At 55.7% G+C, this 19711-nt stretch carries 22 protein-coding genes and 1 tRNA gene; 12 read left to right on the top strand and 11 right to left on the bottom strand.

Annotation, left to right across the window (positions count from 1 at the left end):
* Together ACRZ91_RS09225 and ACRZ91_RS09220 are read left to right on the top strand one after the other, a co-directional pair.
* The gene (locus tag ACRZ91_RS09225) at nt 1-780 is read left to right on the top strand and encodes a type III pantothenate kinase (protein ID WP_010442755.1); all 780 of its coding nucleotides are present in this window, start codon (nt 1-3) and stop codon (nt 778-780) included.
* On the top strand, nt 777-2444 hold the full coding sequence (locus tag ACRZ91_RS09220; protein WP_480904517.1) for a ribonuclease J: 1668 nt from the start codon (nt 777-779) through the stop codon (nt 2442-2444). The genes ACRZ91_RS09225 and ACRZ91_RS09220 overlap by 4 nt, the downstream gene beginning before the upstream one ends.
* Here ACRZ91_RS09220 and ACRZ91_RS09215 read toward each other — a convergent pair.
* The gene (locus ACRZ91_RS09215) at nt 2441-3142 is read right to left on the bottom strand and encodes an NUDIX hydrolase (protein WP_170543444.1); all 702 of its coding nucleotides are present in this window, start codon (nt 3140-3142) and stop codon (nt 2441-2443) included. The two genes, ACRZ91_RS09220 and ACRZ91_RS09215, sit on opposite strands and share 4 nt — an antisense overlap.
* Nucleotides 3139-3537, bottom strand: coding sequence for a DUF983 domain-containing protein (locus ACRZ91_RS09210; protein WP_480904514.1), 399 nt, complete (start codon nt 3535-3537; stop codon nt 3139-3141). Before ACRZ91_RS09210 ends, ACRZ91_RS09215 begins: the two co-directional genes overlap by 4 nt.
* Nucleotides 3538-3758: 221 nt before the next feature.
* Between ACRZ91_RS09210 and ACRZ91_RS09205 the strand changes: the two genes are divergently transcribed.
* From ACRZ91_RS09205 to ACRZ91_RS09190, 4 genes are read left to right on the top strand one after another with little or no spacing between them, the layout of a single operon-like run.
* A complete protein-coding gene (locus tag ACRZ91_RS09205) occupies nt 3759-4214 on the top strand; it encodes an EF-hand domain-containing protein (protein ID WP_480904511.1) in 456 nt (151 codons plus the stop codon).
* A 6-nt stretch (nt 4215-4220) separates the two neighbouring features.
* Entirely contained in the window at nt 4221-4835 is a 615-nt protein-coding gene (locus tag ACRZ91_RS09200) for an RNA polymerase sigma factor (protein ID WP_480904508.1), read from the top strand.
* Nucleotides 4828-5172 carry a hypothetical protein gene (locus ACRZ91_RS09195; RefSeq protein WP_480904505.1) on the top strand — a complete coding sequence of 115 codons (345 nt, stop codon included), beginning with the start codon at nt 4828-4830 and terminating at the stop codon, nt 5170-5172. The genes ACRZ91_RS09200 and ACRZ91_RS09195 overlap by 8 nt, the downstream gene beginning before the upstream one ends.
* Complete coding sequence (locus tag ACRZ91_RS09190; RefSeq protein WP_480904502.1) at nt 5169-5642, top strand: periplasmic heavy metal sensor; 474 nt, start codon at nt 5169-5171, stop codon at nt 5640-5642. Before ACRZ91_RS09195 ends, ACRZ91_RS09190 begins: the two co-directional genes overlap by 4 nt.
* Before the next feature lie 4 nt (nt 5643-5646).
* Here the strand turns inward: ACRZ91_RS09190 and ACRZ91_RS09185 are convergent, their stop codons facing one another.
* Entirely contained in the window at nt 5647-7047 is a 1401-nt protein-coding gene (locus ACRZ91_RS09185; RefSeq protein WP_480904499.1) for a diguanylate cyclase, read from the bottom strand.
* A gap of 89 nt (nt 7048-7136) precedes the next feature.
* On the opposite strand from ACRZ91_RS09185, the gene ACRZ91_RS09180 reads away from it, so the two are divergent.
* From ACRZ91_RS09180 to ACRZ91_RS09160, 5 genes are all read left to right on the top strand, one after another.
* Complete coding sequence (locus ACRZ91_RS09180) at nt 7137-7421, top strand: DUF3572 domain-containing protein (RefSeq protein ID WP_010442746.1); 285 nt, start codon at nt 7137-7139, stop codon at nt 7419-7421.
* Nucleotides 7422-7440: 19 nt separating this feature from the next.
* Nucleotides 7441-8133, top strand: a complete 693-nt coding sequence (locus tag ACRZ91_RS09175; RefSeq protein ID WP_170476499.1) for an HAD family hydrolase — start codon at nt 7441-7443, stop codon at nt 8131-8133.
* Between the two features lie 120 nt (nt 8134-8253).
* A complete protein-coding gene (locus tag ACRZ91_RS09170) occupies nt 8254-9813 on the top strand; it encodes a trimethylamine methyltransferase family protein (RefSeq protein ID WP_010442744.1) in 1560 nt (519 codons plus the stop codon).
* A gap of 123 nt (nt 9814-9936) precedes the next feature.
* Nucleotides 9937-10524, top strand: a complete 588-nt coding sequence (locus ACRZ91_RS09165) for a heme NO-binding domain-containing protein (protein ID WP_170476494.1) — start codon at nt 9937-9939, stop codon at nt 10522-10524.
* Nucleotides 10521-11519, top strand: a complete 999-nt coding sequence (locus tag ACRZ91_RS09160; protein WP_480904494.1) for a diguanylate cyclase domain-containing protein — start codon at nt 10521-10523, stop codon at nt 11517-11519. Before ACRZ91_RS09165 ends, ACRZ91_RS09160 begins: the two co-directional genes overlap by 4 nt.
* 11 nt (nt 11520-11530) lie before the next feature.
* Here the strand turns inward: ACRZ91_RS09160 and ACRZ91_RS09155 are convergent, their stop codons facing one another.
* The 8 genes from ACRZ91_RS09155 to ACRZ91_RS09120 form a co-directional block, all read right to left on the bottom strand.
* Nucleotides 11531-12217: a sirohydrochlorin chelatase gene (locus ACRZ91_RS09155; protein ID WP_480904491.1), complete on the bottom strand. Its 687-nt coding sequence runs from the start codon at nt 12215-12217 to the stop codon at nt 11531-11533.
* 72 nt (nt 12218-12289) lie between these two features.
* A complete protein-coding gene (locus ACRZ91_RS09150) occupies nt 12290-13222 on the bottom strand; it encodes an AEC family transporter (RefSeq protein WP_170543474.1) in 933 nt (310 codons plus the stop codon).
* A 44-nt stretch (nt 13223-13266) separates the two neighbouring features.
* Nucleotides 13267-14064 carry an MBL fold metallo-hydrolase gene (locus tag ACRZ91_RS09145; protein ID WP_480904489.1) on the bottom strand — a complete coding sequence of 266 codons (798 nt, stop codon included), beginning with the start codon at nt 14062-14064 and terminating at the stop codon, nt 13267-13269.
* Nucleotides 14061-14867 (bottom strand): TatD family hydrolase, encoded by an 807-nt coding sequence (locus ACRZ91_RS09140; protein WP_170476484.1) that lies wholly within the window; start codon nt 14865-14867, stop codon nt 14061-14063. Before ACRZ91_RS09140 ends, ACRZ91_RS09145 begins: the two co-directional genes overlap by 4 nt.
* A complete protein-coding gene (locus ACRZ91_RS09135) occupies nt 14864-15985 on the bottom strand; it encodes a DNA polymerase III subunit delta' (RefSeq protein ID WP_170476482.1) in 1122 nt (373 codons plus the stop codon). Before ACRZ91_RS09135 ends, ACRZ91_RS09140 begins: the two co-directional genes overlap by 4 nt.
* A 7-nt stretch (nt 15986-15992) precedes the next feature.
* A complete protein-coding gene (gene tmk, locus ACRZ91_RS09130) occupies nt 15993-16619 on the bottom strand; it encodes a dTMP kinase (protein WP_010442736.1) in 627 nt (208 codons plus the stop codon).
* Nucleotides 16616-17782: a D-alanyl-D-alanine carboxypeptidase family protein gene (locus ACRZ91_RS09125; protein ID WP_480716384.1), complete on the bottom strand. Its 1167-nt coding sequence runs from the start codon at nt 17780-17782 to the stop codon at nt 16616-16618. The genes tmk and ACRZ91_RS09125 overlap by 4 nt, the downstream gene beginning before the upstream one ends.
* A gap of 19 nt (nt 17783-17801) precedes the next feature.
* Nucleotides 17802-19103 carry an SPOR domain-containing protein gene (locus tag ACRZ91_RS09120; protein WP_480904484.1) on the bottom strand — a complete coding sequence of 434 codons (1302 nt, stop codon included), beginning with the start codon at nt 19101-19103 and terminating at the stop codon, nt 17802-17804.
* A 204-nt stretch (nt 19104-19307) separates the two neighbouring features.
* Between ACRZ91_RS09120 and ACRZ91_RS09115 the strand changes: the two genes are divergently transcribed.
* Nucleotides 19308-19397 (top strand) — tRNA-Ser (locus tag ACRZ91_RS09115).
* Nucleotides 19398-19711 lie beyond the last annotated feature (314 nt).

The raw sequence follows: 19711 nt of genomic DNA, 5'->3' as shown, positions 1-19711 counted from the left end.
ATGCTTCTGGCGATTGATTGCGGCAATACCAACACCGTTTTCTCGATCTGGGATGGCGAGAAATTTCTGTGCACCCTGCGCACCTCAACCCACCACGCGCGCACCGCGGATGCGTATTTCACGTGGTATTCGACATTGGTGAAACACTACGGAATTGAGGTGGACATTACAGATGTCATCATCTCTTCGACTGTGCCACGTGTTGTTTTCAACCTGCGGGTCTTTGCAGACCGTTTCTTCGGATGTCGCCCTCTGGTCGTTGGTAAACCCGACTGCCTGCTGCCCGCCAACCCTCGTGTCGACGAAGGCACGCAAGTCGGACCGGACCGTCTGGTTAATACAGCAGGGGCCTTTGACCGCTTTGGCGGCGATCTGGTTGTGGTGGATTTCGGTACGGCAACGACATTTGATGTCGTCGCTCATGACGGTGCCTATGTTGGCGGAGTTATCGCGCCTGGCGTCAACCTCAGCCTTGAGGCACTGCACCTCGCAGCAGCCGCGTTGCCGCATGTGGACATATCGAAGCCGCAAAAGGTGATCGGGACCCACACGGTAGAGTGCATTCAATCCGGTGTCTTCTGGGGCTATGTCGGTTTGGTGCGCGAGATCTGCGAGCGGATAAAAGCCGAGGCCGGGGTGCCTATGAAAGTAATCTCGACCGGGGGGCTTGCGCCCCTGTTTCAGCAAGCCGCTGACCTGTTCGACGAGTTTGAAGATGATCTGACGATGCACGGCCTGACCGTGATCCATCGCTATAACAAGGAAAATGGCTCAACATGAGCAGTGAACGACTGATCTATCTGCCGCTGGGCGGTGCAGGCGAAATCGGCATGAATGCCTACGTCTATGGCTACGGCAAACCTGGGCATGAGCGATTGATTCTTGTGGACCTCGGGGTTGCTTTCCCGGACATGGATACCTCGCCCGGCGTTGATCTTATCTTTGCCGATATCACATGGCTAAAGGAGCGTGCCGATCAGCTTGAAGCGATCTTTGTCACTCATGCGCATGAGGACCACGTCGGAGCGGTCGCGCATTGCTATGAGTCACTGGGTGCCCCTGTTTATGCGCGTGCCTTCACGGCGAATATTGCGCGCCGCAAGATGGAGGAGCATGGCCATCCGACCGAGACGGTGCGAACCGCATCTCCGTGGCCCGAACAGATCAATGCCGGACCATTCACAGTTGGTTTCTTGCCGGTATCGCATTCGATCCCGGAAAGTGCAGGGCTGGTCATCGACACTCCGGCTGGACGCGTTGTGCACACTGGTGATTTCAAGCTGGATGCCAATCCAATTGTGGGTGAACCGTTTGATCCTGACTTGTGGTCCGAGGTGGCCAAGTCGGGTGTCAAAGCGTTGGTGTGTGACAGTACAAACGTCTTTTCATCCCACCCCGGCCGATCGGAATCCGAGGTCGGGCCTGAAATCACGCAGCTGGTGCAGGATGCCAATGGCATGGTTATCGCAACCACATTTGCATCGAACGTGGCGCGTGTGAAAACGCTTGCCGAGGCTGGCCAGAAGGCTGGGCGTTCGGTCGTATTGCTGGGCCGTGCGATGCGCCGGATGATCGAGGCGGCGACTGAAACGGGCATTCTCAGCGACTTCCCGAAAGTCATAAGCGCGGAAGAGGCGCTGGATGTCCCGCGCGCAAACCTGATGCTGATTGTGACTGGCAGTCAGGGAGAACGTCGTGCGGCCAGCGCCCAACTGGCGCGCGGTAAGTATCGCGGGCTTGAGGTGAAAGAGGAGGATCTGTTCCTGTTCTCGTCCAAGACTATCCCAGGAAACGAACGCGGTGTGATCCGCATTATGAACCAGCTCAGTGAAAAGGGCGTGGATGTGGTCGATGACAGTTCGGGGCTGTATCACGTCTCGGGTCACGCGAATCGGCCTGATCTGGAAAAGGTTCATGCTCTGGTTGATCCGCAAATGGTCATCCCAATGCACGGCGAGCACCGCCATTTGCGTGAACATGCCAAACTGGCCGAGGCGGGTGGCAGGACCGGGATTTTGGCCGTGAATGGCACCATGTTGGACCTGACCGGAAATGCTCCGAAAGTGGTAGACTACATCGAGACGGGCCGGACCTATCTGGATGGTACGGTCAAGATTGGCGCATTGGATGGTGTTGTGCGTGACCGTATCCGCATGGCATTGAATGGCCATATCACAATCACAGTCATTCTGGACGAAGAAGACGAACCGTTGGGCGAGCCATGGTGCGACACGATGGGACTGCCCGAGATCGGATCGTCCCGTGCCGGTCTGGTCGAGGTGTTGGAAGAAGATTTGAACCAGTTCCTGATGCGCGCTGGCGCAAAAACGCTGCGCGATGACGACAAGCTGGAAGAGGGGTTGCGCCGGATTGCGCGCCAGACCGCCCAAGCTGAGATCGGCAAAAAACCCGAGGTGACTGTAGTCGTCAGCCGGATGCGTTAGCTCGTGTAGGGCATTGGAAAGCCGCGCAATTGCAGGAACAAGCTGGCTTCTTCATTGTTGAGGAAAAAAGGCACTGTGTCCGGCGGGCTTGGGTCTGCAGCGCGCGCGGCGATTTCGGCCAGAACGACTTCGGTGATGAAAGGCAGATCGAATTCGCGCGCCTGGCTGATTTTGACCCACTGCAAATGCGATAACTCGTCCGAGGCATGAGTGAAGTCATCCAGATCGCCTTGAATTGCGTTTGCATCGACCAAAAAGAACCGGGCATCAAACCGGCGTGAGCGACCGGGTGGCGTGACCGCCCGGAACACGAATTGCAGCGCTTCTGCGGAAGGTTGATAGCCCATAGCGGCAAAGCTCTGCCAGTCGTTCGGGGCCGTACCCTGCCATTCGCCCGGTTGCCCAAGGATCAATCCGGTTTCTTCCCACAATTCCCGGATCGCGGCAGCCGCCAGCGCATTCTGCAACCCTAGTTCGGATCGCTGTGACAGACGTTCGGAGCAGAGATCGGGTAACTGAGTGCTCAGTGGAACGTGAGCGTCATCAGGGTCGACTGCACCGCCGGGAAAGACAAATTTGTTTGGCATAAACGCGGCTTTCGCACCACGCTGCCCCATCAGGATCGAGGGGTCGCTGAGCCTGTCGCGCAGAACGATGACGGTCGCGGCATTGCGAATGGCGGTTTTGTCCGCGCTCATGCAGATTTGCCGAACCCGTGCATCCGACGCGCCCATTGATATGCGACCACAGCCCCTTTCAAGCGGGGCAGAAGGTACAGCGAGAGGGCAACGCAGGCGATCGAGAAGCCAATTGCCATGACCCAAGGGTCAGGCCGCCAGTGTACGTATGAGACGTGCAGCGCAGGCGCCAGAAGGTGCCCGACAATCAAAATGGTAAGATAGGCCGGGCCATCATCGGCACGGTGGTGAAACAATTCCTGACCGCATTCCGAGCATCTATCATTCACCTTGAGATAGCTGTGCAACAGTTTGCCCTCGCCGCAATTCGGGCATTTGCAACGAAACCCACGGATCAGTGCGGGTTTGGTCGGGCGGTCGTCCTCGACCGCAGTGTCGATAGTCTGATCAGTCATTTAAATCTCGCGCGTTTCTATTCGGGCGATATAGGCCGTTTCCAACCCGTCGGAAAAGGGGGGTGCGTCGCTTTGTGGCGATTGCTTACAGCGTATCAGCAACTGATCAAATTTCAAACATGACGAAAAAAGTTGTGCACGATGCGACGGAAAGCTGCCCGGGCTGCGTTTTAAGAAGTATCAACAGCGGCAAGGTGCCGCTAAATTCAGGGAACTTTGTAATGAAAACCAAAACTTTCATCTCGGCCATCGTTCTTGCGGCAGTTGCAGTATCCGGCAGCTCAGCACTGGCCAAAGGGCCGCGTCCGACGTTTCAGGAACTGGATGCCGATGGAGACGGGCAGGTAACTCAGGCCGAGATCGCGGAGCATCGCAACCAGAAATTCACGGCTGCTGACACTGACGGAGACGGGCAGCTGAGCGTTGAGGAAATGCAGGCAGCAGCACAGGCGAAAGCCGGCGAGCGTGTCTCTAAGATGTTTGAGAAGCACGATGCTAACTCCGATGGTTTCCTCAGCGAAGATGAATTGCCGAAACCGCGCCGTGCCTCCAAGATGTTCGAGCGTATCGACGCCGATGGGAACGGATCGATATCAGAACAGGAATATGCGGATGCGAAAGACAGGATGGGTCGGAAACACAAGCGGCACCAGAAGTCGGACACAGACAACAACTGATACGGGATGGAGGATCTGACCTCTTACCCAAACGAGGCGCACGGCGGTTTTTCTGCCGTGCCCGAGCTCAGCGACGAGGAGTTGCTGGGCCGGTTTGCTGATGGCAATGCGGCTGCGGCCCGTCTGCTGACCGGGCGGCTTGGACCGCGCAGCTATTCCGTGGCCTTGCGAATGTTGGGAAATCAGGCGGAAGCCGAAGATGTGACACAAGAGGCGATGATGCGTCTTTGGAAGATGGCGCCTGACTGGGTGCCGGGACAGGCGCAGATTTCGACCTGGCTTTATCGTGTGACATTGAACCTGTGCCTGGATATGCGCCGAAGAAATCGGCCTGATGCGCTCGAAAATGTTGCCGAGCCAGAAGACGAATCCGCCAGCGTGGTTGATCGGATGCAAGATACCGAGCGTAAGGATGCGTTGCAGGCGGCATTGGATCAGTTGCCGGATCGGCAACGGCAAGCTGTGGTTCTGCGGCATATCGAAGAGTTGTCCAACCCTGAAATCGCAGGGATTATGGATATCTCGGTTGAGGCGGTTGAAAGCCTGACTGCGCGTGGAAAACGATCACTGGCCACATTACTTGCGGGGCGTCGGGATGAACTGGGGTACGAACATGGCTGATCATGACAAAGAACTTGAACACCTGTTTGCGCAAGCGCGCGACGCTCGGGATGTGTTCCCAGACGATCTTTCCGTTCGAATTGAAACTGATGCAGAGGCGGTTCGGTTGGCTCGATCCGCACGCAAACGGCGTCGAACATGGCGGGACCGGATGAATGTCATCGGCGGATGGCATGGGGTAAGTGGCCTTGTGGCCGCAAGTGCAGCTGGCATCTGGATCGGGTTTTCTGCGCCTGCTTTTCTACCTGACCCTGCAGATTATTTTGTCTCGCAGGATGCAACCTATCTGATGGCTGATCTCAACTTAGATGAAAACTATCTGGAGGACGCGGAATGAGCGATAATCCTGCACCCAAACGTAAATGGATGCCGATTCTGCTGATCGCTTCGCTTGCTCTGAACCTGCTAATTGCAGGAGTCGTCCTGGGTACAGCCTTGCGTTTCAAAGGCAGTGATCGTGCCGCCATACCGCCAGGATTTGGCCCAGCATTGTACTATGCCCTGCCCAAATCTGATCGCAAAGCTCTCAAAGGTGAATTGTCAGATCTGCGGGGCAAAGGATCGCATCGACGCAAACAGGATTTTGGTGCGCTTAGCCAGGCCTTGCGAGCCGTGCCATTTGATCCGTCTGCGGTTGAAGATTTGCTTGAGAAGCAGGCGCAGGCAACGGCAGAGCTGCAAACAGCGCTGCACCAGCAATGGCTTGCGCAAGTCACGCAAATGAGCGCGGAAGAGCGGGTCAAATATGCGGATCGGCTGGAGGAGGTCGTCAAACGCGGCCCAGGTAAACACAAGAAACGAAACTAACTCGTCAGGCTGCTGAACTACGGATATGCACCTGATTGCGACCCGCATTTTTCGCCGCATACAAAGCCTGGTCGGCTGAACGGATCAACTGACCGACGGCATTTCTGCGACCTGCAATATTCAGATCAGGTGAGGAACACCATTTTACGCCTACGCTGATCGTGATCGAGGTCAATATGGATTCGTCCGGCAGGCAAAACGGTTTATTGCAAATGCTTTCGCAGATCATGTCCGCGTGTTTTAACGCCTGCTCCGCCGAGCAATGAGGAAGCCCAATCATGAATTCCTCTCCGCCGATGCGTGCGACAAAGCCGGCCTTTCCTGTTGCTGCTTGAAGCCTGCGCGCTGTTTCTGTCAGAACGATGTCACCGCCAGAATGACCAAAACGATCATTAATCGCCTTGAAGTGATCTAAATCCGCCAGCATCAGTGCAAACCCACGCCCTGTTTCCAAGGCCTGGTGGGCGATCTGATCAAGTGCCCTCATGGCGAATCGACGATTGTGTAACCCTGTCAGAGGATCGGTCAGCGATTCGGATAGATTTTTACGTATCGACGCGCGCAATTTGTCGTCGCGGGTTTTGCGGGCGATCTGGGTGTCGAGTCGGAGCGAGATTTCGTCCGGGTGGAACCCTCCCATACAAATTGCATCCGCCCCTTTATCCAAAGCTTCGGCGGCGAGGGTCGCATCCTCGTTTGACAGAACGCCGATTAATACGGTGTTTCGGGTGGCGCTGCGGGATTTTAGATCGGCCAGGATGTGCCCTCCAGATCCGCCGGGCGCAATCTCGACGACAATGGCATCAGGAGCAGGTTCAGAGAAAACGCCGTGCAGATCGGGCAGCGTGTAATTGGACAAGCGGTGTCGTGTTTGCTGCGCCAACGCACTGCCCCATAGCGCTCCGGCGCGTGGGGTCTGGGTCAACAACGCAATCTGCGCGATCGCAGGTGGCGCAAGCGGTATTTGTGCCGCCTCACCAAAACCAATGGATTGGTTGCCGTCCCCAAGGCTCAGTTCCTGCCGATCGGCACGTGAGCGCAACAGGCTGCGAACACGCGCGAGAAGCAAAGTATCCTTAAATGGGTAACCCAGCACGTCGTCTAGACCATCCGATAAGGCCTTTAATCGCGCCGTCCTATCATTTTGCGGCGTGATGGCAACAATCGGTACATCAGCCAAAGTGGGGTCAACCGCCATTAACTTCTTAACATCCGAGGCGGTCCCGTCGGGCAAGGTTTGGGCGGTCAAAACCAAGTCAGGACGCGTGCGCCTTAGTAAAGCACCCAATCCGGCCAGCTTTTCCCCTTGTACAACATGATACCAGGCCGCGGTGAGCTGGACCTTAAGCATAATGCGATTGGTCGAGACCCCGTCGAGGACCAGTATGGTACCCTGTACAGACATTGCCGTTCACCGTTAGATTGCATGCGCTACCAAAGTGTTTATGAGTCTGGTTAACAAACCCTTTCTAAGAGCGTCGTCGAGGCCAGATAATGCCGATCTCTGTCCATTCTGCTGAAACATTGGCCCTGAGGGTGCTGAATTGGTTGGTTGGAAATGATGAGTTGCTCCCAGTTTTTCTGGGTGCAACCGGCGCTTCCATAGAGGATTTGCGTGCTCGGGCAGGAGAAAGCGAGTTTTTGGGATCGGTACTGGACTTTCTGATGCTTGACGATTCCTGGGTGATCGCCTTTTGTGACGCCCATTCCGTGCCCTACGAAGAACCGGGCCGCGCCCGCGCTGTGTTATCCGGCACTTCTGATATGCACTGGACCTGACCAATAGGAGCCTAAATTTATGAACATTGACGCCCTCGTCTTCGACAAGGACGGCACGCTTTTTGACTTTGCGTCTACATGGGGTGCGTTCGGACGTATCGCGCTTGAACGCCTATCCGACGGGGATACGCAGCGCGCGGCTGAACTTGGCCAGGTCATCGGTTTTGATTATGCCGAGGAGAGATATAGCTCTGACAGTATCGTTATTGCGGGAACCGTCGATGAAATTGCGCGTGCCCTGACGCCGCACTTGACTGGCATCGCTCAGCATCAAATCGTCGAAACTCTCAATGACGCATCCGCAGCGTCAGAGCAAATGCCTGCTGTTCCTCTCGCACCTTTTCTTGAAAATATGCGAAAGGCCGGGCTTAAACTGGGTGTTGCGACCAATGACGCCGAGATACCGGCGCTGCGTCATCTCGAATCGGTCGGAGTTCGGGGCCACTTCGATTTTGTTGCAGGGTATGACAGTGGCCATGGCTTCAAACCCGGTCCAGGACAGCTTTTGGCATTTGCCAAACATGTCGATGTTGATCCGTCGCGCGTCGCCATGGTTGGTGACAGTCTTCATGATCTTGAAGCGGGTCGCGCCGCAGGCATGGTGACGATTGGTGTTCTTACGGGGCTGGCTACAACAGAAACGCTCGAACCTTTGGCAGATGTAGTTTTACCCGACATCGGCCATATTCCCGGCTGGTTGTCGGAAATCTGATTGTTCGGTGTTCTGAAACGCCAGTTTGAACGACAAAACCGACACCACTTGTCGCAGATAGAGCGGCGAGAGCTAATTCTTCGGGGCTTTCTTGAGAAAGAGAGCGCCAGGAGGACAGCTATGGAAGACAGCAGGACACGCAGACGCCGCAGCGGCGGCCGCGCTGGTGCAGCCACCCGTCGCGGAAGTGAAGTCATCGATCAGATGCCGTGGAATCCGCCTGTGAACTTAGACCGGCCAACAGAACCGTTGGGATCAGAGGGGATTGAGGCGATCCACGAAGGAGCTATGCGCATCCTCGAAGAGATCGGTATCGAGTTCTATAATCAAGAAGCTCTTGGCATTTTGCGCGAAGCTGGCTGTACGATCTCTGGTGATAACGTCCGTATGGGGCGGGACTTTGTCATGGAAATGGTGCGCAAAGCCCCAAGCTCATTCACCATAACGCCACGCAATTTGGACCGTCAGATCGAGGTTGGAGGCAAAACCATGTTGTTCGGCAATGTTTCGTCACCGCCGAACTATTGGGACATGGAAATTGGTAAAAAAGTACCCGGCACCCGACGGATGTGTCAGGATTTGCTGAAACTGACGCAGTATTTCAACTGCATCCATTTTGCCGGAGGTTATCCGGTTGAACCTGTCGATATCCATGCCAGCGTCCGACATCTTGATGTGCTTTATGACAAGCTCACGCTGACTGACAAGGCGATGCACGCCTACTCACTGGGTAAGGAACGTGTCGAAGATGTGATGGAAATGGTCCGCATCGCAGGCGGTTTGAGTCACGAAGAGTTTGAGGCATCGCCTCGGATGTATACCAACATCAACTCGACGTCACCGCTCAAGCACGACCATCCGATGATCGATGGTTGTCTGAGGTTGGCGCGGCGTGGACAAGCGATTGTGGTAACTCCGTTTACTCTGGCAGGTGCAATGGCCCCTGTGACGATGGCGGGTGCGGTCGCCCAATCGCTGGCCGAGGCATTGTGTGCTATTGCGCTGTTCCAATATGTCCGGCCCGGCATTCCATGCGTGATTGGGACGTTCACCTCGAATGTTGATATGAAGTCCGGAGCGCCCGCGTTCGGGACGCCGGAATACATGCGCTCGACGCAGATGACCGGACAAATGGCGCGGTTCTATGGATTGCCGATGCGCTCTTCGGGTGTGTGCGCTGCGAATGTGCCAGATGGCCAGGCCATTTGGGAGACATCAAATTCACTGTGGGCCGCTGTTCAATCTGGAACAAATATGGTCTATCACGCGGCTGGTTGGCTGGAAGGCGGTCTGATCGCGAGTCCTGAGAAATTCATCATGGATTGCGAAATCCTGCAACAGATTCAGCGATATATGCAGCCGGAATTGACAGCAACAGGACCGGACGAGATCGCCCTTGAAGCAATCCGTTCAGTGGGAAATGACGGGCATTTCTTTGGCATTCAACACACACAGGATCGCTATACCACGGCGTTTTATCAGCCGTTTCTGAGCGATTGGAAAAACTTTGAGGCCTGGGAAGTCGCTGGCGGTATCTGGACTGCGGAACGGGCCCATCGAATGTTCAAAGAAATCGTTAACAATTTTGAAGCGCCGGCGTTGGACGAGGCGATCCGCGAAGAGCTTGAAGACTTTGTTGCCCGCCGCAAGGCTGAAGGGGGCGCGCCGACAGATTTCTGACCTAACCGTACCACGGGGATTAGGTCATGAATGTCTAACATTCTCATGATCTCGGCCAGGATATTGGGTGTTTGTTAAGTTTTCTGGGGTCACCTGAAGCAGATATCCAATTCGAGTTGTTTCATGCATGGGCTGATTAACAGGGCGATCCAATCATTCGTTTGTGCCACTTATGGGCGCCAATGCTGGCTGCAGGCGACCCAAGCCGCAGGATTGGATTTCGTCGAATTCGAGGCGATGCTGATCTATGAGGCAGAGGTTTCAGATCGTGTGCTAGACGTGCTTTGTACCGAGTTGAACCGTCGAAAGTCCGAGTTTCTTGAGGACTTGGGAACCTACCTCGTATCACATCCGAATATGGAGGACCTGAGGCGATTGCTGCGTTTCGGGGGCGTAACGTATGTCGAGTTTCTGCACTCGCTAGATGATTTGTCTGATCGAGTGCGCCTTGCTGTTTCGGATCTCACGCTGCCGGACCTTGAATTGCAGGAACATTCATCAGCGGAATACCAACTATATTGCTCTCCCGGGCTGCCGGGATTTTCCAGTGTTATGACTGGTGTTTTGCGGGCTATGGCGGATGACTACGGCGCACTTGTTGTTCTTTCGAACGAAGAGCGTCGAAATGGGTCAGAGCTCATTTCGATTACACTGATCGAAAGCGCCTTTGCCGAAGGGCGTCATTTTGAGCTTGGGGCGCGGAAATCATGATCGAAACCGAAGATCTAGGTTCCCTTCTCGATACTTTGTGCCCCATGTATGTTCTTATCAATGATGAGGGGCGAATTGTTCAAGTGGGCCCCACAGTGCAGAAACTGCGCCCGGAGCAACCCATGGCAGGGCGGCGTTTTCTTGACGTCTTTGAGTTGCAGCGCCCGCGTTCTGTCACTGAGTTTCCAACGTTGCTTTCGACGCCAGGCGCGCGGTTACGTCTTCGTTTCCAAGATCAACCGCAAACAGCCTTTAAGGGCCTGATCGCGCCACTTTCTGGAAAGGGTGCATCGGTTGTTAACCTGTCATTCGGTATCTCAATATTGGACGCGGTACGAGACTATGCGCTGACAAGCGCAGATTTCTCAGGCTCCGATTTGGCGATCGAATTGCTGTATTTGGTCGAAGCTAAATCTGCCGCGATGGAGGCTTCCAGATCATTGAACCTGCGTCTGCAAGGTGCAAAGCTGGCAGCTGAGGAGCAGGCCTATACAGACACGCTGACCGGGCTAAAAAACCGGCGTGCAATGGACCATATACTCGGGCATTTGATATCAACGAAATCGTCATTTGCATTAATGCATCTGGATTTGGATTTTTTCAAATCGGTCAACGATCGTCTGGGCCATGCCGCAGGGGATTTTGTGCTGCAGCAAGCCGCAATGATCATGCTTGATGAAACGCGGAGTGATGATACGGTCGCTCGTGTCGGCGGGGACGAGTTTGTCTTGATTATCAAAGGGATGACCGACCGGAAAAAACTCGACAGCATTGCCCGGCGCCTGATCGCGCAACTTTGCCAGCCGATGAAATTCGAGGGAGCGGCCTGCAGTGTATCAGCGAGCGTTGGTACTGCTTTGTCGACCCAGTTTGAAAAGCCAAAAGCGCAGGATGTACTGCACGCCGCTGATCTGGCGCTATATGCCGCAAAACGAAACGGACGATCTTGCCACCGGTTCTACTGTGAGTTTTCGGATGCACAACAATCCGGATAGAATGCGCTTGCCTAAATGGCGTCCAATGTCGTAGCGATATGTTGTTCGACTTGGGGTAGCTCAGAAATGACTGGCATAACTTGGCCGCCGAAGTTTGCGCGGGCCAATTCTTGCGGCACATCTTCGAGCACATGGCCTCCGGTGCAGGTAAAGAAGGGCAGGCAAAGCGCCTTCTCACCACATCCTGATGCTGCTGCGGCAATGCCTGGAGATTGCTCAACAAAGCCGGTTCGGGTGCTTTTGAATGTGACCAATTGGCCCAGCGTATCTGCAAACCCATGGGCCACCGTTGCCGGGTTATTGCTGCGCCCTGAACCATGGGCTGCGATTACCAGATCAGTGTCAGGTGCTGACCATCCCAGATTTTCAAGTTTTTGATGCAGGGCGCTTTTAACCAAAAATGGCAACTGCGGATCGATACCCAGAGGATCCAGAATTTTGACCGACCGAGAACCAAGTCGCTTAGGTAAAGCCTTGGTTACAAACCAACCCTTCGCCATGAACAACGGATAGATCGCTATGTCGCCGGGCAATTCGTCAAGGCACGTCTCAAGCGTGTCAGGTGCAGCCAAAGTGGCGGAATGAACCGAGACCCGATGACACAGTGAATCTATTTGCCTGGCAAAGCGCGCCAGCGCCGCCTCGGCGGGTGCCGGATTTGACGGTTGTCCATGTGCGACGATAACGGCGTGTGGCATGCGGTGCTCCGAGATGGTGCTGCGAAAGATGTCCTGCTTGTTTGCAGAGTCAATGCAGGATTTTTGATCTGGCTATCCAAGTAGGGTCAACCAAAGCCAGACAGTCAGTATGGATGATGCGGTGCCGATCAAAACTGAAGATGCAGCAACCCGTTTGGCGCGCCCATACATGTTTGCAAAGATATAGGCGTTGAAGCCCGGAGCCATCGCAGCGGTAAGAACACCTGAGCGAAACAGATCTTGCGGTAGCGCCAATGATGTTCCGAAAAGCCATACAAGGCTTGGATGTAGCAACAGCGAGATGCAACAGACGAAGATAATGGCGCGCAAATCGCCTTCGGGTCGGTACTTGACCAGTACGCCCCCTAATGCGAACAGTGCGCCGGGTAGGGCCGCGCGCGTAATCAGGTTCAACGCGTCATCAACCACGCCCGGTATTACAAATCCGGTAAGATTGACAATAAAGCCCAATGAGATGCCCAGTATCAACGCATTCTTGAACATTGCGGACAACACGGATTTCACCATCCGTGTCCCACCATGGCCACGGTTTCGAAAGATCTCCATCACGGTGATACCAACACAATAGCAGAACGGTGAATGGAAGGCGATGATTGCAAAATTTCCCGTCAAGTTGTCCGGTCCGTAGGCACGTTCCGTGATGGGCAGCCCTAAAAGCACTGAATTTGAGAACAAGCAGCAAAAGCCAATCGCGATCGAGTCCTCCCACTCGCGTCCGAATATGAGGCGAGCGCCTACCATTCCGGCGACAAAACAGAGGCCAGCTGCCGAATAGAAACTGGTTAATAGTCTGGGGTCGAAGCTTGCGCTGAGATCGAGATTGGCGATGGCCAGAAACAACAAACAGGGAATGGCGAAGCCCTGCGTGAATTTCATCAACCCGTCGATATGATCTTCGCGGAAATATCCGAACCGGGTTGCCGTATACCCGGCGCCGATGACCAAAAACACCGGCAGGATGACATCGATCAGGCTTTGGAACATGTCGCTGCCATCGACGGTATCGCGCGCGCGAACAGCGTCTTGCCCTACAGAGGTTGCCGGATCACCATGCCGTCAAAAGCAGGTGTAATATGATCCGGTGTTTCCGCATCAACCGTGGCATAATCCAGATCGATATGCATGTTGGTCAGAACGGCACGTTTTGGTTTCAATTGCTCAATCCAGCCCAGCGTCTTCTCCAGATGGGCATGGGTTGGATGCGGGGATCGGCGTAGGGCATCAATGATAAGGCAGTCGAGGTCTGAAAGCTCAGCCATGCTCTCATCATAAAGTTCCGCAACATCAGGCAGATAAACGAGATTTCCCATCTTGAAGCCAAGGGCATCAATCGATCCGTGGTTCACACGGAATGGTCGAAAGGGGATCTGGCCGCCGGGGCCGGAAACCTCAAACGGGCCATTGATTGTCTTTAGGTCCAGGATGGGCGGATAGGGTGAGCCTTCGGGTTGAACAAACGCATATCCAAAGCGACCGAGTAGATCGTTCTGGGTATCGCCGTCCGCCCATACAGGCACGCGGGTCTTCATGTTGAAAACAATCATCCGCAGATCGTCGATGCCATTGGTGTGATCGGCATGGGAATGGGTGTAAATCACGCCATCCAAACGCCCCGTTCCGGTGCCAAGCAATTGGCTGCGCATATCAGGAGACGTATCGATCAATACCGAGGTCGTACCCTCTGGCCCATCGCGTTCGACCAACAGTGAGCAGCGACGCCGGATGTTTTTGGGGTTCTCCGGATCGCATTCGCCCCAATGTCCCCCAAGTCGCGGTACACCTCCGGACGAACCGCAGCCAAGTATTGTAAAGCGCAGCTCGCTCATGCAGCGGCCTTGTAGCTAGCGGCTTTGGTGAACAGCCGGTCAAAATTGGCCTGTGTTTGGGCAGCGAAATCGGCGTACTCCAAACCGAACACATCGGCCCCTTTGCGCGCAGTATGCGCGGTGTAGGCCGGTTCGTTTCGTTTGCCGCGATAGGGCGGCGGCGCCAGATACGGCGCGTCGGTTTCAACCAGGATACGATCGATGGGCGCGGCGGCGAAGATATCACGCAGCTCCTGACTTTTGGGGAATGCTGCAATGCCGGACATGGACAGATAGAAGCCAAGATCAAGGGCGGCTCGGGCCAGCTCGGCTGAGGAAGAAAAGCAATGCATGACACAGGAATACGGAGCGTTTCTATGCTCATCCGCCAAGATACGTGCCATGTCCTCATCCGCAGCACGTGCATGGATAATTAGGGGTAATCCCGTCCGCTGCGCCGCTTCGATATGGATACGCAGCGAACGCTTTTGAACGTCCGCCGACTCAGCCGTGTAGTGATAATCAAGCCCGCTTTCCCCAATGCCCACGAATTTCGGATGCTTGGCGAATGCGAGCAGTTCATCGACTGTTGCCATCGGCTCGTCAGCGGCGCTCATCGGGTGGGTGCCTGCGGCATAAAAGACAGGGGCATGAGCCTCAGCGATGGCGCGTACCGTGGGCTCGTTACGCAACCGTGTGCAGATGGTCACCATGCGGGTCACGCCAGCGACGGCAGCGCGTGAAACGATTTCTTCCAGCTGACCGTCAAAATCCGGGAAATCCAGATGGCAATGGCTGTCGGTAATTTCGGGAGTGGGGCTCATCTGTTGTGACCGGCGGTTTCCTGTATCTTGAACAGCGTATCTAGGACAAGCGAGGCAGGGTCAAGGTTCACCGCCTGCCCATGCCGCGCACGCGCCGTGATGGGGGCGGCGATTTCGGCCCATTGGCGGGCCTTTTGCGGTGAGCTGGAGAGACGCGATAAAGTTTCGGCCTCATTCGGAGCGGCCTCGGGCATCAGTGCGGTGCCGGTCGCACCAGTCAGAGCCAGGCGCGAGAGAGCCACGTCTATCAATGAAAGCAGCAGATCGAACCGTTCGGCCGCCCCCCGCTGCGCAGCCGTTTCGGCCAGTTTCAGAGCGCGCTGGCGGTCAAGCCGGGGCAGGGTTCCCAAAATTGCAATCAGTTCGGCATAAAGTTCCAGCCCGCCGAGGTTTATTAAGCGAACGGCGTCGCCCACTGATCCAGCTGCGAGCGCTGCGAGATGGTCAGTCTGGCTAGGAATTTCCGTATCGGTTTGCGACAGCGCAGCCTGCATGTCGTCAGGCGAGAGAGGGGATAGCCGTAGTGTGCGGCAACGCGACCGGATGGTCGGCAGCAGGCGCGAGGGTTGGTGCGAAATCAGCAGCAGAGTTGTGCGCGCGGGTGGCTCTTCGAGCATTTTCAGCAGCGCGTTTGCGGCGCTGACGTTCATTTCATCCGCCGAGTCCACGATGACAACCCGCCGCCCTCCATCAGCAGAGGACAAGCCGAAGAACCGCCCAAGTTTGCGGACGTCATCAACAACGATTTCATTGCGCAGCCGTCCCTGATCGTTGACAGAGCGGGTAATTGCGGCAAGGCCGGGTTCGGCCCCGGCAAGAATGCGATGGGCGACCGGGTGTTCCGGGTCGATGTCCAGAGTGTCAGGCGGAGGTGGAGCGCCGAACAGCCCGCCATCATCAGATGGCGGCGTGGCCAGCAAGAACTGCGCGATCCGCCATGCTAGTGTTGCTTTGCCCACTCCACGAGGACCGGTCAGCAACCAACCATGGTGCAATCGATCCGAATTGTACGCGGTCAGAAAGGCCTGTTGTGCTGCGTCCTGCCCGATAAGCCGGGTGGTTTCTCGCGGATGTGGTGCGCCAGGGGCCTGATCCGGAGTTGGGGTGTCGTCGCTCATGTCTGGTCTATCGCAGAGAAGTCATAACAATGTCTGTCACATCCTGCGCGACGCTGTCCATGTCCCTATTGCCGTTCACCACTCGAAAACGATCCTGGAATTCGTCCGCCAGAGCGAGAAAACCTGCACGCATCTGCAGTTGAAGATCGACACCGAAATCTTCGAACCGTTCTTCGGCACCTTGCCGACCCTTAGCGCGTGATAGACCGGTTTCCGGATCCATATCGATCAGTAGTGTCAGGTCAGGCTCGCGCCCGATCATCAAATTGTGCAGCTGATCCACGAGGCTGCGAAGATCGCCACGCGACATCCCCTGATACATGCGAGTGCTGTCGGCAAATCGGTCGCAGATGACCACTTTTCCAGCGGCCAGTGCGGGTTCGATTGTGCGTTCCAGATGGTCACGCCGGGCTGCAGTGAATAGCAGAATTTCCGTTTCGGCCGACCAACGATCCGGGTCGCCCTGTAAAACCAGATTGCGAATTTCTTCGGCGCCGGCAGACCCACCCGGTTCCCGAGTCAGAATGACATCGCGGCCTTCACGTCGCAGGTGATCGGCCAGCAGACGGGCCTGTGTAGACTTGCCTGATCCGTCAATGCCTTCGAAGGTAAGAAACGTGCCGCGCGCCGTCACATTTGCTCCAGCGGATTGTTGATCACGTCTTTTAGAACGATGCCGCCCACTGTCATCATGCGGACGACAAACCCGCCGAGGGGTACATCCCTGTCCGCCACCAACGGTCGGCGGATTTCCGGCAGGCCTTCGGGTTTGATCACCAACTCAGCCAGCTGTTGGCCTTTGCTGACCGGCGCATTGATCGGGCCTTCGTAGACGACTTCGGCCTGAATGTCTTTGTTGCCCAGGACTGGAAACAGCAGGGTCAGATCACCTTTGGGCACCAAACCCACAGTTTTTTCCGCACCCATCCAAAGCTTGGCCTGCGCTACCGGTTCTTCCGATTTGGCAACTGTCCTCTCGACAAAATTTCGAAACGACCAGTTAACCACGGCCTCAGCCTCCTCTGCCCGTTTGCCGACGCTGTCGAGCCCGGAGAGCACAAAGACAACCCGGCGATCCCCTTGTTTGGCCGAACCAACCAGACCATATCCTGCTTCTTGCGTGTGACCGGTCTTGAGACCGTCGGCCCCGATATCCAGTTTCAGTAGAGGATTGCGGTTGCGTGCGTTCGACGGGGCACGACCGTCGAATTCGAAAACCTCTTCCGCAAAGAGGGGATAGTATTCAGGGAAATCAGTGATCAATCGATCGGCCAGAACCGCCAGATCATGCACAGACATCATGTGCCCCGCAGCAGGCCAGCCATTAGAATTGGCAAAGTTTGAGTTGTTCATACCCATCTGTTGCCCGCGCTGGGTCATAAAGCGGGCAAACCCAGCTTCGGTCCCGTCGGGGCTCAATGCCTCTGCAATCACGACGCAGGCGTCGTTTCCAGATAGCACAATGATCCCGCGCAGAAGGTCTTCGACCCGCACCCGGTCCTGCGTGTTCAGGAACATGGTCGAGCCACCATAGCTCATGGCGTGTTCAGATACGGGCAGAGTTTCGTCCAGCGTAAGGCGACCATCGCGCAGCGCTTCAAACGCGACATAAAGCGTCATGAGTTTCGACATAGAAGCCGGGGGCAGAGGCTGATCAGCGTCTTTCGACAACAGCACAGTGCCGGTTTTCTGATCGATCACATAAGCAGCGCGCGCGGTGGTGTCGAACGCATAGGCCGGCAGCGCCATTAGTGCCAGCCCGATGGCAAGAGAGGTTGATCGTAAAGCGGAAAGCATCATTCGCCTCCTAGTTCTGTCAGTTCTTGGCCGTGAAGGCATCAGTAAACCCAAGGTCTTTGACGTCATTCAACAATGCCCGGCGTTCGCTGCGTGTTGCAACAGGTCCAACCAGAACGCGCCATACTGATTTGTCTTCACCTTTCAGTTCAAACACGTCAGCATTCATCCCATTCCGACGTATCTTTTCCGCTGCGCTCTTGGCATTGGATTCAACGCCAAAAGTTCCAGCCTGAACATACGGCTTGGATAAGCCTCCTGCCGTTGCAGTGCTTGCTGCCACCGGTGCCGCTGCAGCGGTCGGTTCGGATGCTTCAATTGCTGCCGCAGCACCTGCGATCGGGTCCAATGGCGTTTCGGTGATCTCGTTAGGGTTTTTCTTTTGCCACCACTTGCGCTTAGCGGGCTTCTCAGTTGGCGGTGTTATCTCTGGGTCTGACAATGCCGCCGACTGCACCTCGGTCGGGGCGGCATCAGCCTCTGTGACGGCGGCAGCAGCTGCTCCTGCTGCCGCAGCGTTGGCTTCATCCGTTGGTTTTTTCTGCCACCATTTGCGTTTGACTGGTTGCTCAGTCGCTTGTGAATCTGCATCGGCAACCTCGGTGCTTTGCACTTCGGCAGGGGCCGACTCATCGTCCGAAGATGTGACGACGGCGCCAGCGGCTGCCCCAGCAACGACTGCAGCACCAGCATTCGTGTCATCGGTTGGTTTTTTCTGCCACCACTTACGTTTAACGGGCTGTTCGACTGCTTCGCCTTCAGCTGTTTCCGTCGCCGCTTCGGTTCCTTCCGCAACCTCTCCGTCCTCGGTCGCCTCTGTCTCTTCAGGGGCAGGGGGCACCTCAATCGCCTCGCGGCGCAGTGCTACGACTTGAACCTTGGTTGGGGCCCCCGCCAGCATACCAAGCTGTTCTGCGGCCGAGGAAGAGACCTGTAGCGCAGGTCCAGGTAAAGCCCGTTCGCGGCGGAACAATGCGCCCGTAACTGTCTTGTTGTTGGCTGTGTTCTTGATCCGCACTCGCTCGGGTTGAGTAACATCAGGGTGTGCCACCCAAATTCCACCCAGAGAGGGGCGTCCATCCCAAAGTCCGGCTTCGGTCACCTGAAATACATCGGGTGCCTCAACATCACGCTGGTTCGTAGGTGCTGCGTCTGGGAACAACTCGAACCTGTTGGTATTGTCTGCCTCTTCGGTCGCAACTTCCTCTTCCGGGGCCTCTTGCAGGCTGAACCCTTCTTCGCACCCAGCCAAGGCGGCCAAACCCACGACCAGAATTGCCAGCCGTTGTGGCCCTAAGCGTGTGCCCGTAGCTCGCTCCATTGTCTCAATCCCTTGCCTGACAAAGCCATATTGGCCGCGCCCCACCGCGTGATTGCTGGTTCTTCTTGCCAGTCTCTAGCGGTCTTGTCCGCGAATGATAACGCGGGCACGGGGCTAAGGAAAGACTGCTGCTGAAGCTTAGGCAAGATTTCCCGCTTTATGGCTTGCCTCTGCCTGAAACACAGCTTAGACCCTGCGGCACGCGGGGAGGTGGCAGAGTGGTCGAATGCGGCGGTCTTGAAAACCGTTGAACGTGAGAGCGTTCCCAGGGTTCGAATCCCTGTCTCCCCGCCACTCATACCCGTCTCACTTCAGTTGTGTTTTCTGACCCGGAATTGCGCCGCAATTCCCGCGAGTTGGCGCATGCGCTTTCAATCAGAGACGGAGCAAACCGTACATTCAGAGGACAATTCAGGCGCCAGTCTCAGTGTCGCATTTTAGCGGGGTCGCTTTGGGCTGGATTTCCCTGATAACCTGCAATTTACAGGGAATTTTCGCGAACCGGGACTGATTTCCGTCATTTCTCCTATCAGAACTGTATGTTTTTCAGAGGTTTATGCTGCAAATTCCCTAAAAGGTGGAACAGGGAATTTTCTCGCGGGAACAGG

This window comes from Ruegeria sp. O11, from assembly GCF_056535285.1.
This window is presented reverse-complemented; position numbering and strand designations above follow the sequence as displayed.